Source organism: Comamonas sp. C11, from assembly GCF_024496285.1.
Lineage (GTDB): Bacteria > Pseudomonadota > Gammaproteobacteria > Burkholderiales > Burkholderiaceae_C > Comamonas > Comamonas testosteroni_F.
Map to the genome: position 1 here is coordinate 4,706,578 of NZ_CP101743.1, position 20,156 is coordinate 4,726,733.

Annotated in this window: 22 protein-coding genes; 17 read left to right on the forward strand and 5 right to left on the reverse strand. The window is 62.2% G+C overall.

Annotation, left to right across the window (positions count from 1 at the left end):
• Positions 1–18: 18 nt before the first annotated feature.
• The 9 genes from NOX35_RS21650 (at position 19) to soxZ (ending at position 10,561) form a co-directional block, all read left to right on the forward strand.
• Positions 19–1,764 carry a diguanylate cyclase gene (locus NOX35_RS21650; protein WP_256494689.1) on the forward strand — a complete coding sequence of 582 codons (1,746 nt, stop codon included), beginning with the start codon at positions 19–21 and terminating at the stop codon, positions 1,762–1,764.
• A gap of 230 nt (positions 1,765–1,994) precedes the next feature.
• On the forward strand, positions 1,995–4,154 hold the full coding sequence (gene metG, locus NOX35_RS21655; protein ID WP_256494690.1) for a methionine--tRNA ligase: 2,160 nt from the start codon (positions 1,995–1,997) through the stop codon (positions 4,152–4,154).
• A 124-nt stretch (positions 4,155–4,278) separates the two neighbouring features.
• Positions 4,279–4,620 (forward strand): hypothetical protein, encoded by a 342-nt coding sequence (locus NOX35_RS21660; RefSeq protein ID WP_256494691.1) that lies wholly within the window; start codon positions 4,279–4,281, stop codon positions 4,618–4,620.
• Positions 4,621–4,945: 325 nt separating this feature from the next.
• Positions 4,946–5,290, forward strand: a complete 345-nt coding sequence (locus NOX35_RS21665; protein WP_232538018.1) for a c-type cytochrome — start codon at positions 4,946–4,948, stop codon at positions 5,288–5,290.
• On the forward strand, positions 5,291–6,568 hold the full coding sequence (locus NOX35_RS21670; protein ID WP_256494692.1) for an NAD(P)/FAD-dependent oxidoreductase: 1,278 nt from the start codon (positions 5,291–5,293) through the stop codon (positions 6,566–6,568).
• A gap of 312 nt (positions 6,569–6,880) precedes the next feature.
• Positions 6,881–7,903 carry a YeeE/YedE family protein gene (locus tag NOX35_RS21675; RefSeq protein ID WP_182284303.1) on the forward strand — a complete coding sequence of 341 codons (1,023 nt, stop codon included), beginning with the start codon at positions 6,881–6,883 and terminating at the stop codon, positions 7,901–7,903.
• 186 nt (positions 7,904–8,089) lie between these two features.
• Positions 8,090–9,421, forward strand: coding sequence for an FAD/NAD(P)-binding oxidoreductase (locus tag NOX35_RS21680; protein ID WP_256494693.1), 1,332 nt, complete (start codon positions 8,090–8,092; stop codon positions 9,419–9,421).
• Between the two features lie 145 nt (positions 9,422–9,566).
• The gene (locus tag NOX35_RS21685; protein ID WP_182284307.1) at positions 9,567–10,067 is read left to right on the forward strand and encodes a thiosulfate oxidation carrier protein SoxY; all 501 of its coding nucleotides are present in this window, start codon (positions 9,567–9,569) and stop codon (positions 10,065–10,067) included.
• 164 nt (positions 10,068–10,231) lie between these two features.
• Positions 10,232–10,561, forward strand: a complete 330-nt coding sequence (gene soxZ / locus NOX35_RS21690; RefSeq protein ID WP_182284309.1) for a thiosulfate oxidation carrier complex protein SoxZ — start codon at positions 10,232–10,234, stop codon at positions 10,559–10,561.
• A gap of 166 nt (positions 10,562–10,727) precedes the next feature.
• Here the strand turns inward: soxZ and NOX35_RS21695 are convergent, their stop codons facing one another.
• Both NOX35_RS21695 and NOX35_RS21700 read right to left on the reverse strand, forming a co-directional pair.
• Entirely contained in the window at positions 10,728–11,435 is a 708-nt protein-coding gene (locus tag NOX35_RS21695; protein WP_256494694.1) for a YitT family protein, read from the reverse strand.
• 322 nt (positions 11,436–11,757) lie between these two features.
• On the reverse strand, positions 11,758–12,264 hold the full coding sequence (locus tag NOX35_RS21700) for an outer membrane protein assembly factor BamE (RefSeq protein WP_182284313.1): 507 nt from the start codon (positions 12,262–12,264) through the stop codon (positions 11,758–11,760).
• 106 nt (positions 12,265–12,370) lie between these two features.
• Between NOX35_RS21700 and NOX35_RS21705 the strand changes: the two genes are divergently transcribed.
• The 5 genes from NOX35_RS21705 to NOX35_RS21725 all read left to right on the forward strand — a co-directional run bounded on the left by NOX35_RS21705 (position 12,371) and on the right by NOX35_RS21725 (position 15,645).
• On the forward strand, positions 12,371–12,829 hold the full coding sequence (locus NOX35_RS21705; protein WP_182284315.1) for a hypothetical protein: 459 nt from the start codon (positions 12,371–12,373) through the stop codon (positions 12,827–12,829).
• Positions 12,830–13,231: 402 nt separating this feature from the next.
• A complete protein-coding gene (locus tag NOX35_RS21710) occupies positions 13,232–13,438 on the forward strand; it encodes a DUF3460 family protein (protein WP_003051953.1) in 207 nt (68 codons plus the stop codon).
• A 70-nt stretch (positions 13,439–13,508) separates the two neighbouring features.
• Complete coding sequence (locus NOX35_RS21715; RefSeq protein WP_256494695.1) at positions 13,509–14,366, forward strand: ScpA family protein; 858 nt, start codon at positions 13,509–13,511, stop codon at positions 14,364–14,366.
• A gap of 136 nt (positions 14,367–14,502) precedes the next feature.
• Entirely contained in the window at positions 14,503–15,141 is a 639-nt protein-coding gene (gene queE / locus NOX35_RS21720; protein WP_256494696.1) for a 7-carboxy-7-deazaguanine synthase, read from the forward strand.
• A gap of 138 nt (positions 15,142–15,279) precedes the next feature.
• Positions 15,280–15,645: a 6-carboxytetrahydropterin synthase gene (locus NOX35_RS21725; protein ID WP_003065792.1), complete on the forward strand. Its 366-nt coding sequence runs from the start codon at positions 15,280–15,282 to the stop codon at positions 15,643–15,645.
• Positions 15,646–15,809: 164 nt separating this feature from the next.
• Here NOX35_RS21725 and NOX35_RS21730 read toward each other — a convergent pair whose 3' ends face one another.
• The gene (locus tag NOX35_RS21730; protein WP_182284321.1) at positions 15,810–16,838 is read right to left on the reverse strand and encodes a porin; all 1,029 of its coding nucleotides are present in this window, start codon (positions 16,836–16,838) and stop codon (positions 15,810–15,812) included.
• Between the two features lie 348 nt (positions 16,839–17,186).
• Here NOX35_RS21730 and panD point away from each other — a divergent pair, with 348 nt between their 5' ends.
• The 3 genes from panD (at position 17,187) to NOX35_RS21745 (ending at position 18,771) form a co-directional block, all read left to right on the forward strand.
• Positions 17,187–17,567: an aspartate 1-decarboxylase gene (panD, locus tag NOX35_RS21735; RefSeq protein ID WP_003051941.1), complete on the forward strand. Its 381-nt coding sequence runs from the start codon at positions 17,187–17,189 to the stop codon at positions 17,565–17,567.
• Between the two features lie 38 nt (positions 17,568–17,605).
• Positions 17,606–17,971 carry a 5-carboxymethyl-2-hydroxymuconate Delta-isomerase gene (locus tag NOX35_RS21740; RefSeq protein ID WP_182284323.1) on the forward strand — a complete coding sequence of 122 codons (366 nt, stop codon included), beginning with the start codon at positions 17,606–17,608 and terminating at the stop codon, positions 17,969–17,971.
• Between the two features lie 116 nt (positions 17,972–18,087).
• A complete protein-coding gene (locus NOX35_RS21745; protein WP_256494697.1) occupies positions 18,088–18,771 on the forward strand; it encodes a tRNA-uridine aminocarboxypropyltransferase in 684 nt (227 codons plus the stop codon).
• 27 nt (positions 18,772–18,798) lie between these two features.
• Here the strand turns inward: NOX35_RS21745 and yiaA are convergent, their stop codons facing one another.
• Both yiaA and NOX35_RS21755 read right to left on the reverse strand, forming a co-directional pair.
• Positions 18,799–19,317 carry an inner membrane protein YiaA gene (gene yiaA, locus NOX35_RS21750; protein ID WP_182284326.1) on the reverse strand — a complete coding sequence of 173 codons (519 nt, stop codon included), beginning with the start codon at positions 19,315–19,317 and terminating at the stop codon, positions 18,799–18,801.
• A 250-nt stretch (positions 19,318–19,567) separates the two neighbouring features.
• Entirely contained in the window at positions 19,568–20,140 is a 573-nt protein-coding gene (locus tag NOX35_RS21755) for a DUF4274 domain-containing protein (protein WP_256494700.1), read from the reverse strand.
• Positions 20,141–20,156: the final 16 nt, after the last annotated feature.

The following is a 20,156-nucleotide window of genomic DNA, read 5'->3' on the forward strand; positions in this document are numbered from 1 at the left end:
CTTTTCTACAGCCGCCTAGTGACTCCATCCCCACAGCCCATCCGCGCTTCCAAATCGCTCAAGCTTTCGCTGATCCTGCCTTTTGTTGCCCTGATTGCGCTGCTGACATCGGCCCTGGGCATGCTCTGGTACTGGACAGGCAGCAACACGGTGTCCGCCTTGTCCGAGCAGGTGATGGAAGAGAAAGCAGAGCGTATCGCGCTGATCGTGGATCGCCACCTGTACCCGTCCAGCGCCGTGCTGGAGGCTGCGTTTCCCAGCGGCCAGCCCGTAGCTGCCGATATCCGCGAACATATTCCCGACCTGATCTCCCGGCTGTGGGTGGCGACCTCGCTGCATACCCGGCCCAATGACTATGTCTACTACGCCAATATCGCGGGCCAGGGCATTGCTCTCAAGCGAGTGGCTCCAGAGCTGGGCCAGTTGCGCCTCAAGACTCAACCCGGCGTGCACCGCAGCTACTTCAAGGTCGCCGGCATGCATGCCGAGCCGATCTACGAATCCACCGAAACCAATCTGTTCGAGCCGCGCCAGCGCCCCTGGTTCAAGCTTGCGGCGGAGTCGGCCGATGTGATCTGGACTCCTGCCTATATCGACTTCAGTGCCAAGGACCTGGTGCTCACGCGCGCACGCCGCATTATCTCCAGCAAGGGCAGTCTCGAGGGTGTGGTTGCCACTGATATTTCGCTTCGCGCGCTCAACGAATTCGTCAACCGATTGCACCTGAGCGAACATGGCCGAGCCTTCATCATCGAGGCCGACGGCTCCCTGATCGCCGCCACCGGCATGCCCAACATCCACCGGCGCGAGGACGGCAAGCTGGAGCGCATGAGCGTCGCCAACAGCCAGGACCCGCTGATTCAGGCGGTGTACGACAGAATCCAGGGTGCCTTCCAGTCCTCGCCGTCCAGCGGCGCCCCCGGCACGGCCCTGCTCGAGGATGACAGGCACAACCATATTCGCATTGCCTACCGGCGTCTGAGCAATGGAGCCGGTCAGGACTGGATGGCCGTGGTGGCCGTACCGCACAAGGACATGCTGGCCGGCGTCTACCGCCATATGGCCCTGGTGGGCAGTCTGGGCTTGCTGGCCCTGGTCGTGGCAGTCGTCATCGGAACCCGCATCTTCGGTGCCGTGGCCAACGATATGCGCTCGCTGACCCGCGCCGTGCGCAGCGTGGGCCAGGGCGAGATCGACACGCCGATCGAAGTGCAGCGCCGCGATGAAATTGGCGAGCTGGCCCACAATTTCCACCGCATGCGTCACAGCCTGTTTACCGATCCACTGACCGGAGCCAGCAACCGCAGCGCACTGCAGCATATTCTGACCACACTCACCCGCCCCCTGCCCGGCCAGAACATGGCCGCCCCATTCGCCCTGCTGTTTGTGGACCTGGACCGTTTCAAGCCGCTCAATGACCGCTGGGGCCATGACAACGGCGATCTGGCACTGGCCGAGATCAGCCTGCGCCTGCGCAATCTGCTGCGCCCCGACGATGTCGTTGCCCGCCTGGGCGGTGACGAGTTCATCCTCATCCTGCGCGGCGTCAGCGACGAGGAGCAGGTACAGGCCGTGCGCCTGAAGATAGAGCATGCGCTGCAACAGCCGCTGGGCACGCTGCAAGGCATTCCCGAGGGCGAAGCCGTGACCGTGGGCGCATCCGTGGGGCAGGCTCTGTATCCCAGAGATGCCCAGGATGCGCAAAGCCTGCTCAAGGTGGCCGACCAGGACATGTATCGCAACAAAAGGCCTTCGGTGGGCTGAACGCAGCCGAAGGCTATCGCTCCCAATATTGAAGCTGACAACGCTTTGTATACATAGAATTTTTATAGTTTTAATATAGAAAACTATAAAAATAATGCGAAATTAGCTATAAAAAACAAAGCAACCGCCGTTCCCGAACGATCTCGGCGGGCGCCGCAGCAAAACCCGCGCCCGCAGCCTGGAGCCAAGCCCTTCTAGAATGACGGGTTCTCTGTGAAAGCTGTTTCCTCATGACCGCACGCAAACTATTCGTCACCACCGCCCTGCCGTACGCCAACGGCAACTTCCACATCGGCCACATCATGGAATACATCCAGGCCGACACCTGGGTGCGTGCGCAGCGAATGCAGGGCAATGCGGTCAACTTCGTGGGCGCCGACGACGCCCACGGCGCGCCCATCATGATTGCCGCCGAAAAGGCCGGCAAGACGCCCCAGCAGTTCGTGGCCGACATCGCCGCCGGCCGCAAGCAGTACCTCGACGGCTTCCACATCGCCTTCGACAACTGGAGCAACACCGACAGCGCCGAAAACCACGAGCTGTCCAAGCAGATCTATCTGGACCTGAAGAAGGCCGGCTTCATCGAAACCCGCACCATCGAGCAGTTCTTCGATCCAGAGAAGAACATGTTCCTGCCCGACCGCTTCATCAAGGGCGAATGCCCGCGCTGCCACGCCAAGGATCAGTACGGCGACAACTGCGAAGTCTGCAGCTCGGTCTACGCACCCACCGACCTCATCAACCCGTTCTCGGCCCTGTCTGGCGCCACGCCGGTGATGAAGTCATCCGAGCATTTCTTCTTCAAGCTCTCCGACCCACGCGCCGTGGAATTCCTGACCGAATGGACGCAGAACGGCAAGCATGTGCAGCCCGAAGTGGCAGCCAAGATCAAGGAATGGTTCGGCGTGCGCACCAACCCCGACGGCTCGACCAGCGAAGGCCTGGACGACTGGGACATCAGCCGCGACGCGCCCTATTTCGGCATCGAGATTCCCGATGCGCCGGGCAAGTACTTCTATGTCTGGCTGGATGCGCCCGTGGGCTATCTGGCATCGCTCAAGGAACTGCTCAACCGACGCGGCGAAGACTACGACGCCTACATGGCCGACCCCGACCTGGAGCAGTACCACTTCATCGGCAAGGACATCATCACCTTCCACACGCTGTTCTGGCCCGCCATGCTCAAGTTCAGCGGCCGCAAGACGCCGACCAGGATCTGCGTGCACGGCTTCATGACCGTGAACAACGGCGAGAAAATGAGCAAGAGCCGCGGCACCGGCCTCGATCCGCTCAAGTACCTGTCGCTCAAGATGAACCCCGAGTGGCTGCGCTACTACCTGGGCGCCAAGCTCAATGGCAAGAACGAAGACATCGACTTCAATCCCGAAGACTTCATGCTGCGCGTCAACTCCGACCTGATCGGCAAGTACGTCAACATCGCTTCGCGCGCTGCAGGCTTTATCAGCAAGCGCTTTGACGGCAGGCTGGGTCAGGTAAGCGAAGACGGCCAGGCCCTGCTGGCCGCGCTGCGCGAACAGCAAGCCGCCATCGTCGCCGCCTACGAAGGCCGCGACTCGGCCCGCGCTGCGCGCGAGATCATGCTGCTGTGCGACAAGGTCAACAGCTATGTGGACGCCAACAAGCCCTGGGAACTGGCCAAGAAGGAAGGCATGGATGCCCGCCTGCACGATGTGTGCACGACCTGCATCGAAGCCTTCCGCATCCTGACCATCTACCTGAGCCCCATCCTGCCCGGCGTGGCCGCAGAAGTGGCACGATTCCTCATCGTGCCGCCCGAGAGCTTTGCCGACGTGGTCAAGCCCCTGGGCGCGGGCCACCAGATCGGCATCTACCAGCATCTGATGCAGCGCGTCGATCCCAAGCAGCTCGAAGCCCTGTTTGAAGCGCCATCTTCTGCAGGCTCGGGCCAGGCAGCCCCCGCAGCCGAACCCGCCAAGGCCGAGAAAAAGGCCGCCAAGAAGGCCGAGCCCGTGATCGACCCCAATGCCCCCGGCGGTGAGCCGCTGGCCGAGACCATCAGCATCGACGATTTTGCCAAGGTCGATCTGCGCATCGCCAGGATTCTGGAATGCAGGGCGGTTGAAGGCTCGACCAAGCTGCTGCAGCTGACGCTGGATGTGGGCGAGAAGGACGAGAACGGCCAGCCCAGGACCCGCAATGTGTTCAGCGGCATCAGCAGCATGTACCAGCCCGAGCAGTTGCAGGGCAAGCTGACGGTGATGGTGGCCAATCTGGCACCACGCAAGATGAAGTTCGGCCTGTCCGAAGGCATGGTGCTGGCCGCCAGCCACGCCGACGAGAAGGCCCACCCCGGCATCTATGTGCTGGAACCCTTCCCCGGCGCCATGCCCGGCATGCGGATTCATTGATCTCATGATCCCCCCTGAGTCGCCTTCGGCTCCGTCCCCCCGGGGGGACGACAGCCTCGCCGCGAGGCGGCGGGGCCGCCTCAGGCCCTTGCTCGCAGCCCCCGAGCTGGGCTCTTCCCTTTGCATGCCCCGCAAGCTCCCGCGCTTCCTGGCCCTGGGGGCTTTTTGCTTCAGCCTGGCGCTCCCGGGCTGCACCGTGATCGCCGTCACCGGCACCGCCATCAGCGTGACGGCCGGGGCCGTGGGTCTGGCCGCCGATGCCGCCATCGGCACGGCCAAGATCGTGGGCAAGGGCGTGGGCAAGGCTGCCGATGCCATGATGGATGACGACCCACCCGATACCAGCGGCGTGAATATTCGCTACCGCGATCCCTCGGCCACCGCTCCCGCAGCAGCAGAAATGCCGGCAGCGACCGCCAACACCACGCCCTCCGCGCCCTCTGACGGACTGCCGCAGCAATACTGAAGAACCGCCTGCAACCTTTCACAGGAAACCGCATCGTGCTACATATAAGATAGCGAAATGCGGTTTTTTTCATGACCTCGCGCGCCCTCGCAAGCACAAGCGCAGTGCATAACTAAATAACCAATAACTTCCTGTTACACCACCGGGATATTGAGCTTGTCAGAGCTGGCCCGCTTCCTAGAATCCGACTCCATCAGCTCTGCCTGCGCCGCCCCTGCCCAGAAGAATGCCCGACATTCGCCACACATAACAAAGGCCGCGCACATTCAGGCATCGAGGTCATAAATCCCCCACGCGGCCTTGCGTGGGGACAACGGGAGGCCCCATGCGATCGAAACCCTTGCTCACTTCGGCGCGCTCTGCGCTATGGCTGGCTTTTGCCCTGGCAGCGCCGCTGCCCGGCCTGGCCAGCTCTGCCGCCACCTCCTTGCGTGTGCAGGATGTGGCCGTGCTGGCTGCCAGCTGCGCCAACTGCCACGGCCCGGACGGCCGCTCCACGGGCGTCATTCCTCCGCTGCGCGGTCTACCTGAGGCTCATCTGCTGCAGCGCCTGCAGGCCTTCAAGGCCGGCACCGCCAAGGACGCCACCGTCATGACCCGTCTGGCCAAGGGCTACGACGATGAGCAACTCAAAGCGCTGGCCCAGTGGTTCAGCAAGAAGGGCCAGTAAATGCAGATCAATCGTCGTCAAATTCTCGGTGGTGCCGCCGCCGGCGCAGCCAGCTTCGCCGTGCCCGCCATCGTGCAGGCCAAGGCAGCTTCGGCCCATGTGGTCGTGATCGGCGGCGGCTTTGGCGGAGCCACGGCTGCGCGCTATCTGCGCCATTTCGCGCCGCATATCCAGGTCACGCTGGTGGAGCCGGCCGAGCGCTTCCATACCTGCCCCTTCTCCAATCTGTACCTGGCCGGCCTGCGCAGCTGGGACAGCATAGGCCACGGATACGGCGGTCTGCGCAAGGCCGGCGTGAACGTGGTCCATGCAAGTGCCGACCAGGTCCTGACCGACTCCAGGCGCGTGCTGCTGTCCAACGGTCAGGCGCTGAGCTATGACAAGCTGGTGCTCTCGCCCGGCATCGACATGCGCTGGAATGCATTGGAGGGCTATGACGAGGCGGCCGCGCAGCTCGCCCCCCATGCCTGGAAGGCCGGAGCGCAGACCCAGCTGCTCAAGAAGCAGCTCGAAGCCATGCCCGACGGCGGCAAGTTCGTGATGGTCATCCCTGCCAACCCTTTCCGCTGCCCGCCCGGCCCCTACGAGCGCGCGGCCATGGTGGCCCACTACCTCAAGCAGCACAAACCAAAGTCCAAGATTCTGCTGCTGGACGACAAGGATGCCTTCTCCAAGCAAGGTCTGTTCATCCAGGGCTGGAAGGCGCTTTATGGCGACATGATCGAATGGGTCAAGCAGGCCGATGACGGCAAGGTCACACGCGTGGATGCCAAGAACCTGGAAGTGGAAACCGCGTTCGGCACCAGGCACAAGGCCGATGTGCTCAACGTCATCCCGCCCCAGAAGGCCGGCTTTATCGCCGACCGCGCCGGCGTGACCAACGCCAGCGGCTGGGTGCCCGTCAAGCCAGAGTCCTTTGAATCCACCCAGGTCCAGCATGTCTATGTGCTGGGCGACGCCACGATTGCGGCGCCCATGCCCAAGTCCGGCTTTGCCGCCAATACGCAAGGCAAGGTGGCTGCTGCCGCGATTGCCGCCGAGCTGAGCGGCAGCCCCCTGCCTGCAGCGGCCTTTGCCAACACCTGCTACAGCCTGATCGGCACCGACTACGGCATCTCCGTGGCCGGCGTCTACCGCACGGCAGCGGGCAAGCTGATTGAAGTGCCCGACTCCGGCGGCGTGAGCCCCATGAACGGCGATGCCGCCTTCCGCAAGGCCGAGGCCGACTACGGCGCAGCCTGGTACAAGGCGATCAGCGCGGATATCTGGGGTGGGTGAATAGAGGCTTCCCCCTGAGGCGCTGACGCACCTTCCCCCTTCTCTCGTGGCGCTTCGCTTGCGGGAAGGGGGACGCCGGCTTTGCTGCGGGGCGGCCCTTGCTCGCCAGCCCGAGCGAAGGTTCACGCTTCATGCGTCTGGTGCCAATCTCTGCCACCCGCCCTCATCTGCTTTATTGAACGACTGATATGTTGTTGTGGTCTGTTTGTTTGCTGGCCCTGAGGCGCTGACGCGCCCTCCCCAGCGCGTCCCAAGCCGGCAGCAGCCGTATTTCAAGGCGGCGCTGCCGCTTGCCTTGCTTGAGTCATCGATATGTTGTTGTGGTCTGTTTTTCTGCTGGGCATGGCCTTCGGCGTCGCCGCGCGGCTGGGGCGTTTCTGTCTGCTGCGCGGGCTGCGCCAGCAAATGGGGCGAGATACCGAAGTCGCTGCGGGCCAGGCACCTGCATTGCAGGCCTTTGCCCTGGCATTGGCCGTGGCCTTGCTGGCCTCCCAGGGGCTGCAGGCTCTGGGAATGCTCGATCTGAGCCAGGCCGCCATTGCGCGGCCCAGCTTCTCCATGGCTGGCGTGCTGATAGGTGGTTTGCTGTTTGGCGTCGGCATGGTGCTGGCCCGCGCCTGCGGGGCGCGCTCTCTGGTACTGCTGGCGGGCGGCAATCTGCGCTCTCTGATCACCCTGGTGTTTCTGGCGCTGGGCGCGCAACTGGCCATGACCGGTGTGCTGACGCCTCTGCGCCTGTGGCTGCAGGCCCTCGCCCCCCTCACGCTGGCCCAGGCCACCCTGCCCGCCTATCTGTCTTCCCTGAATAGATGGCTGCTGACGCTTGGGCTGGCCTTGCTGCTGCTGGCCTACGCCCTGCTGCGTCCCGGCCTGCGCCAAAGCCGCTTGCAGTGGGGCAGCGCGTTGCTCATAGGCCTGCTGGTGGCTGCCGGCTGGTGGCTGACTGCGCATATCGGGGTCGATGAGTTCGAGCCGGCCCGCCTCACCTCGCTGAGCTTCATCGGCCCGATTGCCGAGGCCCTGCTCTATCTGCAACTGTCCGTGGGACGCGAGCCCGGCATAGGCCTGGCGCTGACGGCGGGCGTGCTCTCCGGTGCCTTTCTCGCAGCCCTTGGCAGCCGCACTGCGCGCTGGGAGGGCTTTGACAGCACCAGCCGCCTGGCAGCCAGCGCCGGTGGCGGCCTGCTGATGGGAGTTGGCGGCGTGCTGGCCGCAGGCTGCTCCATTGGTCAGGGGCTGAGCGGGCTGTCCACGCTGTCGCTGGCCAGTTTTGCGGCCGTTGCCGGCATCCTGCTCGGAGCGCTTCTCAGCCTGCGCCTGCTGCGCCAGCAATAGCGCTGGCTTCGCTTGGGTATTCGCCGATTCCGGATCAGGGCCTGCTCCTAGAATCTCCAGCCACCAGCTCTGCTTGTGCCGCGTGTCGGCTGAGAGGCAATCCCATCGCGCTGCGCCCAAGCTTGCTTCCCTCCCCCGAATCCCGGGCCTCGATCAGGCCCCATTCTCATTAAAGGAGCAATGCTCATGCAACGTCGCCATTTCCTCTGGACTCCGCCCGCACTCGCCCTGGGCGCCGCTGCCGGCCCGGCAATGGCTGGACCCGCCATCATCAGCAGCCAGTCGCCCATCCTGCCGCGCAAGGGCAAAGGTCCGCGCATCGTGATCTGCGGCGGTGGCTGGGGTGGCCTCACGGCGGCACGCTATCTGCGCGAGCTGATTCCTGCTTCCGACGTCGTGCTGCTGGAGCGCAATCCGACCTTCTGGTCCGGCCCCATGAGCAACAAGTGGCTGGTGGACATCGTAGGCACGGACTTCGTGAACCGCGACATGCTGCACCCGGCCAACAAATACGGCTACACGCTGCTGCAGACCGAGGTCACGGGCTTCGAGCGCGACAAAAAGCTGGTGCGCACGGCCCATGGCCTGATCGAGTACGACTTCCTGATTCTCTCGGGCGGCATTCGCAATGATTACGAGGCCTGGTTCGGCAACGACCAGCGCGCCATCGAGTACACGCGCACCCATTTCCCCAACGCCTACATCCCCAACCAGGAAATGCTCTCGCTCAAGAGCAAGGTCAAAAACTTCAAGGGCGGCACGCTGGTGATGACACTGCCGCCTCCGCCGCATCGCTGCCCGCCCTCGCCCTATGAGCGCGCCTGCCTGATTGCCTGGCATATCAAGAAGAACAAGATTCCCGGCAAGATCCTGATTCTCGACCCCAAGCCCAAGATTGCACCTATCGGCGTGGGCTACAAGCAGGCTTTCGAAGAGCTGTACGCAGACATCATCACCCATGTGCCCAATGCCGGCGTCAAGGAAGTGGACCCCTTCAACAAGCAGATCAAGACCGCTGCGGGTGACTTCAGGTTCGACGACGCCATCCTCATGCCGCCCCACCAGGCCGCCGACATGGTCTGGAAGGCCGACCTGATAGGCAAGGATGCCGCCACCGGCAAGCCCACGAGCTGGGCCGACATGCACAATCGTCTGTTTCATGCCAGAAGCGATGACCGCGTGTATTTTGTCGGCGATCTGATGGGCGCGATCTCGCCTCAGTTCGGCCACTACCCCAAGAGCGGCCATGTGGCCAATTACATCGGCAAGATCGTCGCCCGGAACATTGCCGAGCGTGTGGCCGGCAAGGAGGTCGTTGCCCGGCTGCCCGACAACCTCTGCTACATGATGGTCAACGGCGACCCTCAGGAGGAAATTTCGGTGAAGTTCGAATACGAGGTGGACGCCAGCGGCCAGGTCAACCAGACCCAGATCGACATGGACGTGCGCACCTCCGAGCTGGTCAAGGAAGACTTTGCCTGGATCAACGGCAAGTTCGGTGATTTCCTGGGCACTTAAGTCTCCCCCTGAGCGGCTTTGCCGCTTCCCCCTCTCTCTTCGGGAGGGGGACGACGCCCTCGCCGCGAGGCGGCTCTTGCTTGGCGTCTCTCACTTGGAGCCGGTGTGAGTTTTGAAGTTTTGTTAATTGGATTGAAGAGAAGCAATGTTCAAGAACACCACCCGTAGAAGCATGGTGCTGAGCGCGGCGGCAGCCGGGGCCAGTCTGGCTCTGCCCGCATCGGCTCTGGCGCAAGCCAGCAGCGCGGCCAAGACTCCGCTGGTCGGGCCACTGGCGCCGAACCCGGCCGAGTTCAGGAAAGCCATGGAGCAGTTCACGGGCGGCAAGCCAGGCCTGGCCGAAGGCCTGCAGCTGGAGGTGCCCGTGCTGGCCGACAACCCCAGTGCCGTGCCCGTCAAGGTCAAGGTGACGCTGCCCGTCACCGATCAGGACTGGTGCGAGGAGGTCATTGTGCTGGCCGAACTCAACCCCTCGCCGCTGGCCTGCCGCATGCAGTTCACCGCAGCGGCCGGAGTGGCCGAGGCGGCGGTGCGCATACGCCTGTCCCAGTCGCAGACCGTTCACGCACTGGCGCGCATGAAGAGCGGCAAGATACTGGTCGCCAAACAGGCGACGACCGTGGCCGCCAGCGGCTGCGGCATGTGAATCTAGGAATCCCCCTGAGTCGCTTCGCGCCTTCTCCCACAGGGGCACAGCGCCAGCGCCGCAGGGCGGCCTTTGCGCGGCGCTTGCTGGACTCAGGCCCCCTGCTAATTCGGGCATAGCGGCTTCCAGATTCACCCTGGATGCGTGAACTGAAAGGAATTTTGATGAATAAACCACCCCGCGTCTGGGTCAGCAACGCCAACCCCAAGAAAGGCGAAGTGCTGCGCGTGCGCGCGCAGATGGAACATGTCATGGAAAGCGGTCTGCGCACCGACCCGGCCACGGGCAAGGTGCGCCCGCGCAATATCGTGAGCCGTTTCGAAGCCCGGCTGGGCAATACCTTGCTGTTCAGCTGGGAGCCCGGCATTTCGATTGCCCAAAACCCCTATATCGAGTTCACCTTTGTCGCCCGGGAAAGTGGCGAGCTCAATATGCAGTGGAAGGACGAGCAGGGCCAGACGCTGAGTGCGCAGAAGACGATCAGCGTCGCCTGATGACAAGCCCCATGAAAAATGGCTCCCCGCACTTGCCCACTATGTGGGGCCGTGGTCCCTCCAAGAGGGCCTAGGCGGCCCCGGCGTTTTCATCTTGGGGCGGCCCTGCGATGAAAAGCCCCGCCCGGCTTGCACCGGGGCGGGGCTTTTTCATGGATGGCAGGCCTCAGTTGCCCTGATAGCGACCTGGGCGATGGCTGATCCACAGGAACATGCTCATGATCACCGCCGCAAGCACCGAATACGCCGCACGCTCCAGCGGCACGATGGCCAGCGCCAGCAGCACAACAGTGCAGTCGATCATCATCTGCACCTTGCCGGCGCGAATGCCGTAGCGGTCCTGCAGATAGAGCGAGACGATCGTGGCCCCGCCCAGGCTGGAATGGTGCCGCGCCAGGAACAGGCAACCCGACCCCATGAGCAAGCCTCCAGCCACGGCCGCATAGAGCGGATTCAGGTAGTCGATATGGATGAAGCGCGGGCCCACATCGGCCATCAGCGCCAGCATGGCAACCGAGACAAAGGTCTTGATCGTGAACTCCGCGCCCATGCGCTTCCAGGCAAACCAGTAAAACGGCAGATTGATGACGAAGAAGATGGCGCCGAAAGGCAGTCCCGTCACATAGTGCAGCAAAAAGGCAATGCCCGCCGTGCTGCCCGTGAGCAGTCCCGCCTGCGCAAACAGCATCATGGTGATGGAGACAAACAGCGAGCCCGTGAACAGGGCCTGCGCGTCCTCGAAGCGACCATGGCGCAGGCCCGGGCTGACAGACCCGGAAGCAGCGGCGGCATCGATGCTGCCGACCAGAGCAGAGCTGGCGGAAGAAGATAGCGGTGTGGACATGTCGGGTAAGACAGCAAGATTGATGCCCATGATCTCGATAAAGATCGGGGCGAGCCGGCGCGGATAACACCGGGAAACCCCTTAATTTTACGGATGGACTCATGCTGTATGCACATGATTTGCTGCAACGCAACAAATCTCGAAGGGGTATATCAGGCGCAGTTCCGTCGTAGGCTTCAAGCTTTTCGACTTCCATCACTTACAGGACAAGCACTAAAAGCTATCAATTCGGAAGCACCTCAACGCCCTCCGCCACTACAGCACTCATGCCCTCTTCCGACCGAAGGGAAAAAAGCCCTGTCTGCATCATCACAAACAGGGCTTTGAACAAATCAATCGGCTTTGCTGGCGATCAGCCTCGCGACTCGTCGGGCAGGCGTTCGCGGTTGAGTGTGCGCAGCACCCGGCCATCGGAGCCGAAGGTCACTGTGAACTGCATCTCGCGTGTGGGTGGATCGATGTAGTTCCAGTCCCAGTCTGTTTCCTGCTTGAGCTTGTAAGTCATCATCTTGGCGGGCCTGCCCAGCATGCGGCGCACCTCGTTCTCCTCCATGCCGGGCACGACCCTCGCAAACACATGCGGAGCCAGCACCTGACGCAGCGCGCTCATCTTGCCGTCCGTACCTATGGTGATCATGTAGTTCCTGGCACCGGCCGGCTGACGGTTGTACTCAAAGGTGCGCGAGCCATCCTCTTCGTTCCAGATGCGCTCGGGCTCGCCAAACTTCGCGCGCACATCGGCCTCGGTGGACAGGCCTTCCTCCAGCTCCTTGATCTTCTGATCGTCGCAGCCCAGCAGTGCCAGGGTGCTGATCGCCGCCGCCGCCAGGGCCGCCGTCACACGGGAAAAAATATTCATGGGCTTGAATCACAATGCTTGCCAGACAGAATGCGAATTCTGACAGCAAGCCACCCGCGCACGCGCGCCACTTTTGCAAACGCTTGTTAAAACGGAGCTACCCCTCGTGAACACAACCCTTGAGCAACTGTTCTTCCAATTCACCAACGCCGCGCAGGCGGCCCGGGACCAGCAGGACAAATGGCTGATCATCGATCCCGTCTACGAACACCTGGAGACACTGCAGGACGCCGCACTGGAGCAGGTTCTGCCGCATATCCTGACGCTGATTGAAACCTATCCCGAACTGGACTACGGTGGCCCCGGCCCGTTCGGCAGCCTGATCGAGGAGCACCCCATGGCCGCCTACACCCCGGCCTTGCTGGCATCGCTGGAGCGCCAACCCAGCGTGCAGGTGATAGGCTGGCTGGACCGCACCATGCGCGTGGATGAAGACTTTCAGCGCGGCGACCCGAACCCGGTCGGAGCCGCCGAATTTGCAGCCGTGCTGCGCAAGATCGTCGATTCGCCCCTGGCCTCGGACGACTGCAAGGAGTTCGCGCAGATCTGTCTCAAGGATCTATAAGAACGAGCTTGCAATTTCCTCGCGCCGCGACAGAGGCTTTGCGGGATGGGATGCAAGGGGGCGGCCCCCCGCGCGATACCGCAGCAATAGCCGTGCTATTCGAGGATTGGCGCGGCCGGCGAGGCAACGCCGCATACCGCCCCTGACCGGGCGTCCCTGACCGGGCGTCCCTGACCGGGCGTCCGCAAAGACACGGTCCCGCAGGGTTGGCGCGAAATCGGGCGATTTCTGCGCGCAGTCTCTTGCTTGCACGCCGGTGCAAGCGGCGAGCCATCGCTTCGAACTCATCCCGATTGCGCTCCAACGCGGCCGCGTAGAGATCGCAAGCACGTTCTAATAGCCCAGAGCGGGCCTGGCGTCCGCGACGGGCTAAAATCCGCTGTTCTGAGAGGTTTTACACATATGTCTTTCTTCCGTCGCCCCGACTACCGTTCCGACACCACCAACTTCATCAACGACCTGAAGCAGCAAAAGCCCGAGCTGGACAAGCAACAGCAAGCCGGTCGCGCCCTGCTGTGGGACAAGGACGTGAACTATGAAGTCTGGGAAGATCTGCGCGCCGGCCGCGTGGAACAACAGCCCTACGTGTACCAGACCAACCACTCCTGATCTTTTCGATGAAATCAGCCTCCAGCGCTTACTCATCAAGCGCGCTCAGCTCTGCAATCCATAGCAGACCATGAGCGAGGCTGAAGAACAGACCCTGTTGCCGGGCCAGAGCCCGGACGCTCCTGACCCGTCGCCTTCGGTTGTCGATCAGGTGGCTCTTGCACGCCTGTATGGCGAGCCGCTGTTTGCGCTGCCCCAGGATCTCTATATCCCGCCCGATGCGCTGGAAGTCTTTCTCGAAGCCTTTGAAGGCCCGCTGGACTTGCTGCTCTACCTGATCCGCAAGCAGAACTTCAACATCCTCGACATCCCCATGCTGGACGTGACGCGCCAGTACATGACCTATGTGGACGAGGTGCGCAGCCGCAATCTGGAGCTGGCAGCCGAATATCTGCTGATGGCGGCCATGCTCATCGAGATCAAGTCGCGCATGCTGCTTCCGCCCAAGAAGCAGGAGGACGGCGAGGAAGCCGAGGATCCGCGCGCCGAGCTGGTGCGCCGCCTGCTCGAATACGAGCAGATGAAGCTGGCCGCCCAGCAACTGGGACAGCTGCCCACCTACGGGCGTGACTTTCTCAAGGCCACGGTCTATATCGAGCAAAGCCTGCAACCACGCTTTCCGGATGTGGAAATCGGCGAGCTGCAAGCCGCCTGGCGCGACATCCTCAAGCGCGCCAAGCTGGTGCAAAGCCACAAGATCACGCGCGAAGAGCTGTCGGTGCGCGAGTACATGAGCCAGATCCTCAAGCAGCTACAGGGTCAGCGCTTTGTGGAGTTCGAGCGCATCTTCAATCCGGAAAAAGGCTCGACTGTGCTGGTGGTGACCTTTATCGCCATGCTGGAGCTGGCCAAGGAAACGCTGATCGAAATCACCCAGGCCGAAGCCTATGCGCCCATTTATGTGCGTCTGGCCTATACCCCGGTGTGAGGCTTGAAACCGGTTGCAAGGCAACAGTCCTGTAACCCTATGGCCTACCAGAAGTTCAGCAAGGGCTTACATTCACATCCAGGGCTGCTGCGTAGCGGCCCCTTGTTCCACCGCGCTTTGACGCGACACATTCGACATGACATACAGCGTCAAAGAAATCTTCTACACCTTGCAAGGCGAAGGCGGCCAGGCTGGCATGCCCGCAGTGTTCTGCCGCTTTGCGGGCTGCAATCTGTGGACCGGCCGTGAACAGGACAGGCCCAACGCCATCTGCCAATTCTGCGATACCGATTTTGTCGGCACCGACGGCACCCTTGGCGGCAAGTTCTCCACGGCCGACGAACTGGCCGAGCGCATTCTGAGCCAGTGGCCTGCCGACGACAGCCAGCACCGCATGGTGGTGTTGACGGGCGGCGAGCCTTTGCTGCAGGTCGACCAGGCCCTGATCGCAGCCCTGCATGCGCGCGGTTTTCGTATCTCGGTGGAAAGCAATGGCACGGTGGCAGCGCCGGATGGCATTGACTGGCTGTGTATCAGTCCCAAGGCCGGTGCCGACTGGATTCAACGCAGCGGCCAGGAGCTCAAGCTGGTCTGGCCTCAGCCCACGTTCGATCTGGAAGCCATTGAAGCCAGCACCAGGTTCCAGCATTATTTTCTGCAGCCCATGGACAATGCCCAGCAGAGCAGCAATATTGGCGCCTGTATCGAGCAATGCATGCAGCGCCCCGGCTGGCGTCTGAGCCTGCAAACCCATAAGCTCACGGGAATTAGATGACCCCCCTGAGTCGCTTTGCGCCTTCCCCCCAGGGGGACGACGGCCTTTGCTGCGGGGCGGCCCTTGCTGGCCGTCCGCCATGGGGTCCGCTCCCAGCTCAAAGGCCGAAGGCAATGCTCAGCGTCACCGATCACTGATATGCAGTTCACCGTTCACCAGCGTTTTTTCTTCGATGCCGCCCATACCCTGGAGCGCGCTATCGAGACCGAGAGCAGCCGCCGCATTCACGGCCATACTTACTGGGCGGAAGTCAGCGTGAGAGGCCCGCGCAATCCGGACAACGGCATGGTCATCGACCTCGGCCACCTGCGCGCGCGCCTGGAGCTGCTGCGCGATCAGCTCGACCATCACTTTCTCGATGAAGTGCCGGGCCTGGGCAAGCCTACGCTGGAAAACCTCTGTCTCTTCATCGCCAATGCCCTGGCCGACCTCGAGCCTGCGCCCAGCCGCATCCGCGTCTGGCGCGACAGCATTGGCGACGGTTGCGTGCTCGATCTGTCCTGAATACAGCCCCGCATAGACCCCAAAACAAATCCCAAAAAAAGGCCCCGCTATTGCGGGGCCAGCTTGCTGAGAGTCAGAAGGCTTCCCCACCAGGAGGCCTAACTCGGCAAGATCATCAGGCAGGAGAGCGCGGCAGCCGCCGCAGCTCCCTGATGCCTATGCTCTTAGAAATTGTGGCGCAGGCCGATTTCGTAACCCGTCAGGCTCTTGCCCACAGCGGGTGTAGGGCTCAGCGACGAACCCAGCTTGCGGGCAGCCTTGTCGTCGTTGCTCATGCGTGCCACAGCAGCATAGATTTCGGTTCGCTTGGACAGCTTGTAGCCATAGCCCAGGGCCAGGCGCTGGGAGTCCGCATCGTTTTGCTTCTTGTCCTTGTACCAGGTGTAGGCAGCGCGCAGTTCGCCGGCTCCCAGAGGCATCTTCACACCCAGGCTGTACAGGTCTACGCGCTTGCCGTTGCCGCGATCGGAAGCGATCAGCAGCATGGGAGTGACAACGCCGAAGTTGTAGGAGGCGCCCAGATTCATGGTCTTGTAGTCCACGCCAGCAGCAGCCGTACCGCCGCGTGCGATACCGTAGGCTGCAGCAACGTTCAGAGGACCGTTGGCATAGCCCAGTCGCAGGCCGGTGGAGCTGGCCAGGCTGTGGTCGTCGGCCTGCTCGCCAAAGCTGTGGGTCAGCTGACCATAGACGCCGCCCAGCTTGGGCAGCAGATAGCTGATGGCGTTGGAGTTGCGCTTGGGGTTGGAGCCTTCGGAGGTGCCTGCAGCCGAACCGCTGATCAGGTTATGGCCGTTGATGGCCCCCATGCCGGTGTCACCGAAGGCGTGGAAGGTCTCCAGGTTCTGGTAGGCGGGGGTCTTGTCGCGACCCAGGCGGACTTCACCGAAGTTGCCCAGCAGGCTGACGGTGGAGCGGCGATCGAACTTGAAGCCGGAAGCCGTGCCGTCATCCACGCTCAGGCTGCCTTCCAGCCAGAAATCGGCCTTCAAGCCGCCGCCCAGATCTTCCACGCCGCGAAAGCCCAGACGGCTGCTGGAGTTGCCGCCGTTGGCCAGGCCGGAAACGCTTTTACCGGTCGTGGAGATGTGGGCCACCGACACGTCGGCCACGCCGAAGACGGTAACGCTGGATTGAGCCAGGGCACCGGCGGAGACGGTCAGGGCGGCAAGGGCGAGAAGAGTTCGTTTCATGCTGTTCACTGTGTTTGTAGAAATGAGAAAGCCCATGCAGTACGGCTACGGCCTGCCTTGGACGGGCCCCGTCTGGGACTAAAGTCATTAAACAAAGTGAAAATGAAACATTAGTTACAACCCTTAAAATCGCAACAAAACAACAATCACAACGACAATCGTCACATCGTCCTACATGAGCGGCTGGCAGAGCTATCGACATCGGGAATGCGCTGGCGCCGCATTTCCCTGTCAATGCCCTCAATGAACTACATGGGTTTTGCCGATCGCATTTAGACTTGCGTGATTTTTCGCAAGCACAGGCCTGCCCCATTCCAGCAACGCGCAAAGCGCCCCAGAGAGACAACCATGTTCCGCACCCTGCTCAAATCCAAGATCCACCGCGTCAAGACCACGCAATGCGAGCTGCACTACGAAGGCTCCTGCGCCATCGACGAGGATCTGCTGGATGCCGCCAACATTGCTGAAAACGAACAAGTCCATATCTGGAATATCGACAACGGCGAGCGCTTTGTGACCTACGCCATCAAGGGTGAGCGCGGCACGGGCATGATTTCCGTCAACGGTTCGGCCGCTCGCCGCGCCAGCGTGGGCGACCTGCTCATCATTGCCGCCTTCGCCCAGGTTCATGAAAGCGATGTGGCCGAGCACCAGCCCCAGCTGGTCTTTGTGGACGACAGCAACAAACAGGTCGAGCTGCGCCACAAAGTGCCCACCCAGATGCTGTAAAAACGGCTTTTGCCTCCAACACCGAGCGAGAGAACTCCATGCCTCATCTGCATATTGAATACACCGACAACCTGACCGGCCTGAACGAGCGCGCACTGATGCGCGATATCAACGCAGTGGTCTGTTCCCATCCCACCGTTCTCGATGAAGCCGATGTGAAGGCCCGTATTGCCCGCCTGAACATGGACCATGTCTATATCGGTACCCAGCCCGAAAAGCGCGGCTTTGTCCATGTGCACCTGCAGCTGATGGCAGGCCGCAGCACTGAAGCCAAGAAGCAGATGTCGGACGGCATCGCCGAAGTCCTGCGCCGCCTGGTGCCCCAGCCTGCCGATGTGGTGGTGCAACTGAGCGTGGACGTATCCGATATGGACAAGGCCACCTACTTCAAGGGTCGCCTCTAAGTCCTTCACGACTCCCGCAACAGCGCCCGCAGCCCATGCTTGCGGGCGTTGTTGTATCAGGGACGTCGGCTTGAATAGAAATCACCTGCACCAAAGACGCAAACAGCTCTTGAATCATGAGCAGACCTGACCCTCGTCCCCGCTGCCCCCACTGTCACCGGGCGCTGCGCACCTGCATCTGCTCGCTGGCCCAGGCGGTTGCGCACCAGGTGGAGGTGCTGATCCTCATGCATCCCATGGAAGTGCATGAGGCCAAGGGCACGGGGCATTTGCTGCATCTGTGTCTGCCGCACAGCCGGGTCATGGTGGGCGAGGAATTCGATGCCGCCGAGCTGGAAGCGGCTCTCCATGGCAGCTGGGCCAGCTGGGCCGATACCGATGGTGCGCCACGCCACAGCCTGCTGCTCTACCCCGATACCTCAGAGCAGGATGCCGCCCTGGGGCTGGCTGCGGCCAGCCCCCTGCCTTTGCCCTGGCCGCAGCCGCCAGAGCGCCTTCGGCTGGTGGTCATCGACGGCACCTGGCGCAAAAGCCGCAAGATGCTCTATCTCAATCCCGCACTGCAGGCCCTGCCGCGCCTGCCCCTGCGCGACGTGCAGGACTCCGGCTACGCCATCCGCAAGGCCCATCTGCCCGGGCAGCTCTCCAGCTTCGAGGCTGCGGCCCTGGCCCTGGCACAGCTGCACAACTGGACCGCAGATGGGCCAGTCAATGCAACACTGCATGCAGTCTTCAAGCAGTTTGTGGCGCAGCAGCTGCAGCTGCGCCAATGCAATCAGCCGCCCCAAAGGAGCGCCTGAGATTCAGCGGTCAACCCGTTTTCCGGCTCAGCGGTTATTGACCACCTGCTCGGGCAGATCGGCGGACTTGGCGGGATCGGTCACTACCAGGGCAGGGCCGCTGCGCTCACTCTTGCTGCGCTTGCGCTCTGCTGTTCCATCGTCGGCGCTCAGGCTGTCGCGGGTATTTTTCTGCACGGCAATCGCACCGAACAGGGCCAGTGCAAAAGCCATGGCATAGAAACCTTTTTCGCTGAGCTGCAACGTGGCGTTGAAGAGACCTGCGCCCAGAAGCAGCACCGCAATGATCAGCGCCACCCAGCTGATGCCGTAGTAAATGCCGGTCACGGCAACGCCCTCGAGCTTGTCTCGCACGGTTTTTTGCAGCGAGATGGCCGAGTACAGGCCCAGCACCAGCACGGCAAAGTAAAAGCCTTTTTCGTTGAGCTGCATGGCTGCATTCCACAACCCGACCAGGAAGGCGGCGATGCCCAGCAGCAAGGCGGCCCAGGATGCACCGACAAAGGCGGCTGAAGGCTTGTGGCTGGTGACGGCTTGAGAGTTCATGAGCTTGTCTCGGAAGTTGTGGTGAACGGATAGTAGAAAATCCATTCTCTCAAGCCAAGAGATTCTTCACAAGGTATCGCCAGAAGATACCCACAGAGCTGTTTCACTCATCAGCCACTGGCTTGCCTGAACGGGCCCAGCTACGCCCCCGGCGGCAGCGGCTTCATCCGGAGCACGGCCATCTGCCGTTTCATGCGCCACAGCGCCCATGCAGAGGCTTGCGTGAACGCGGCAACCGGGCGCGCAGGCGCTAATCCTCATCCTCGACTTCATCTCCATCCATGGCGGCATTGAGCTCCTCCTGGACATGGGGCGGCATGCCGTCTTCCCAGCCATGCTCGTCGACATAGGCATAGATATCGGGTTGCTCGCCGGGCACGGCCTGCAGCATGATGGCCGGAATCTGCCATTTGGCTTCATCGCCCTTGACGGCTTCGCTGGTCCAGTCATAGCCTGGGTGCTTTTCATTGCCCGTGGGCGAGGCCAGATCGTTGGCCGGATCCCAGCCGATGGTGGCGGGAGCAAGATTGCCCTGTTCAAAGCGCTGGCTCAGCGCCTGCACACGGGCCCAGCCTGAGCGGTTGATGCTGGGTACCTTGTCCTGCGAAGCATAGTGCTGGAAATAGCCCGGCTGCTGATACCAGTACAAGGCCTTGGCAACGGCCGGCTCCAGCTTGGGATGCTTGCTGATCCAGTCCGGCAGCGCGCTGCCGTTGTCGTAGTTCATGGTGGTGACCACGGCCAGCCACTGAAGGGGCGTGGCAGTGTCCAGGAATTCCTTCATCAGGTCCAGATACAGGGCATCAAAGTCGTCGTCATCCATGGCTGAGACTCCTCCA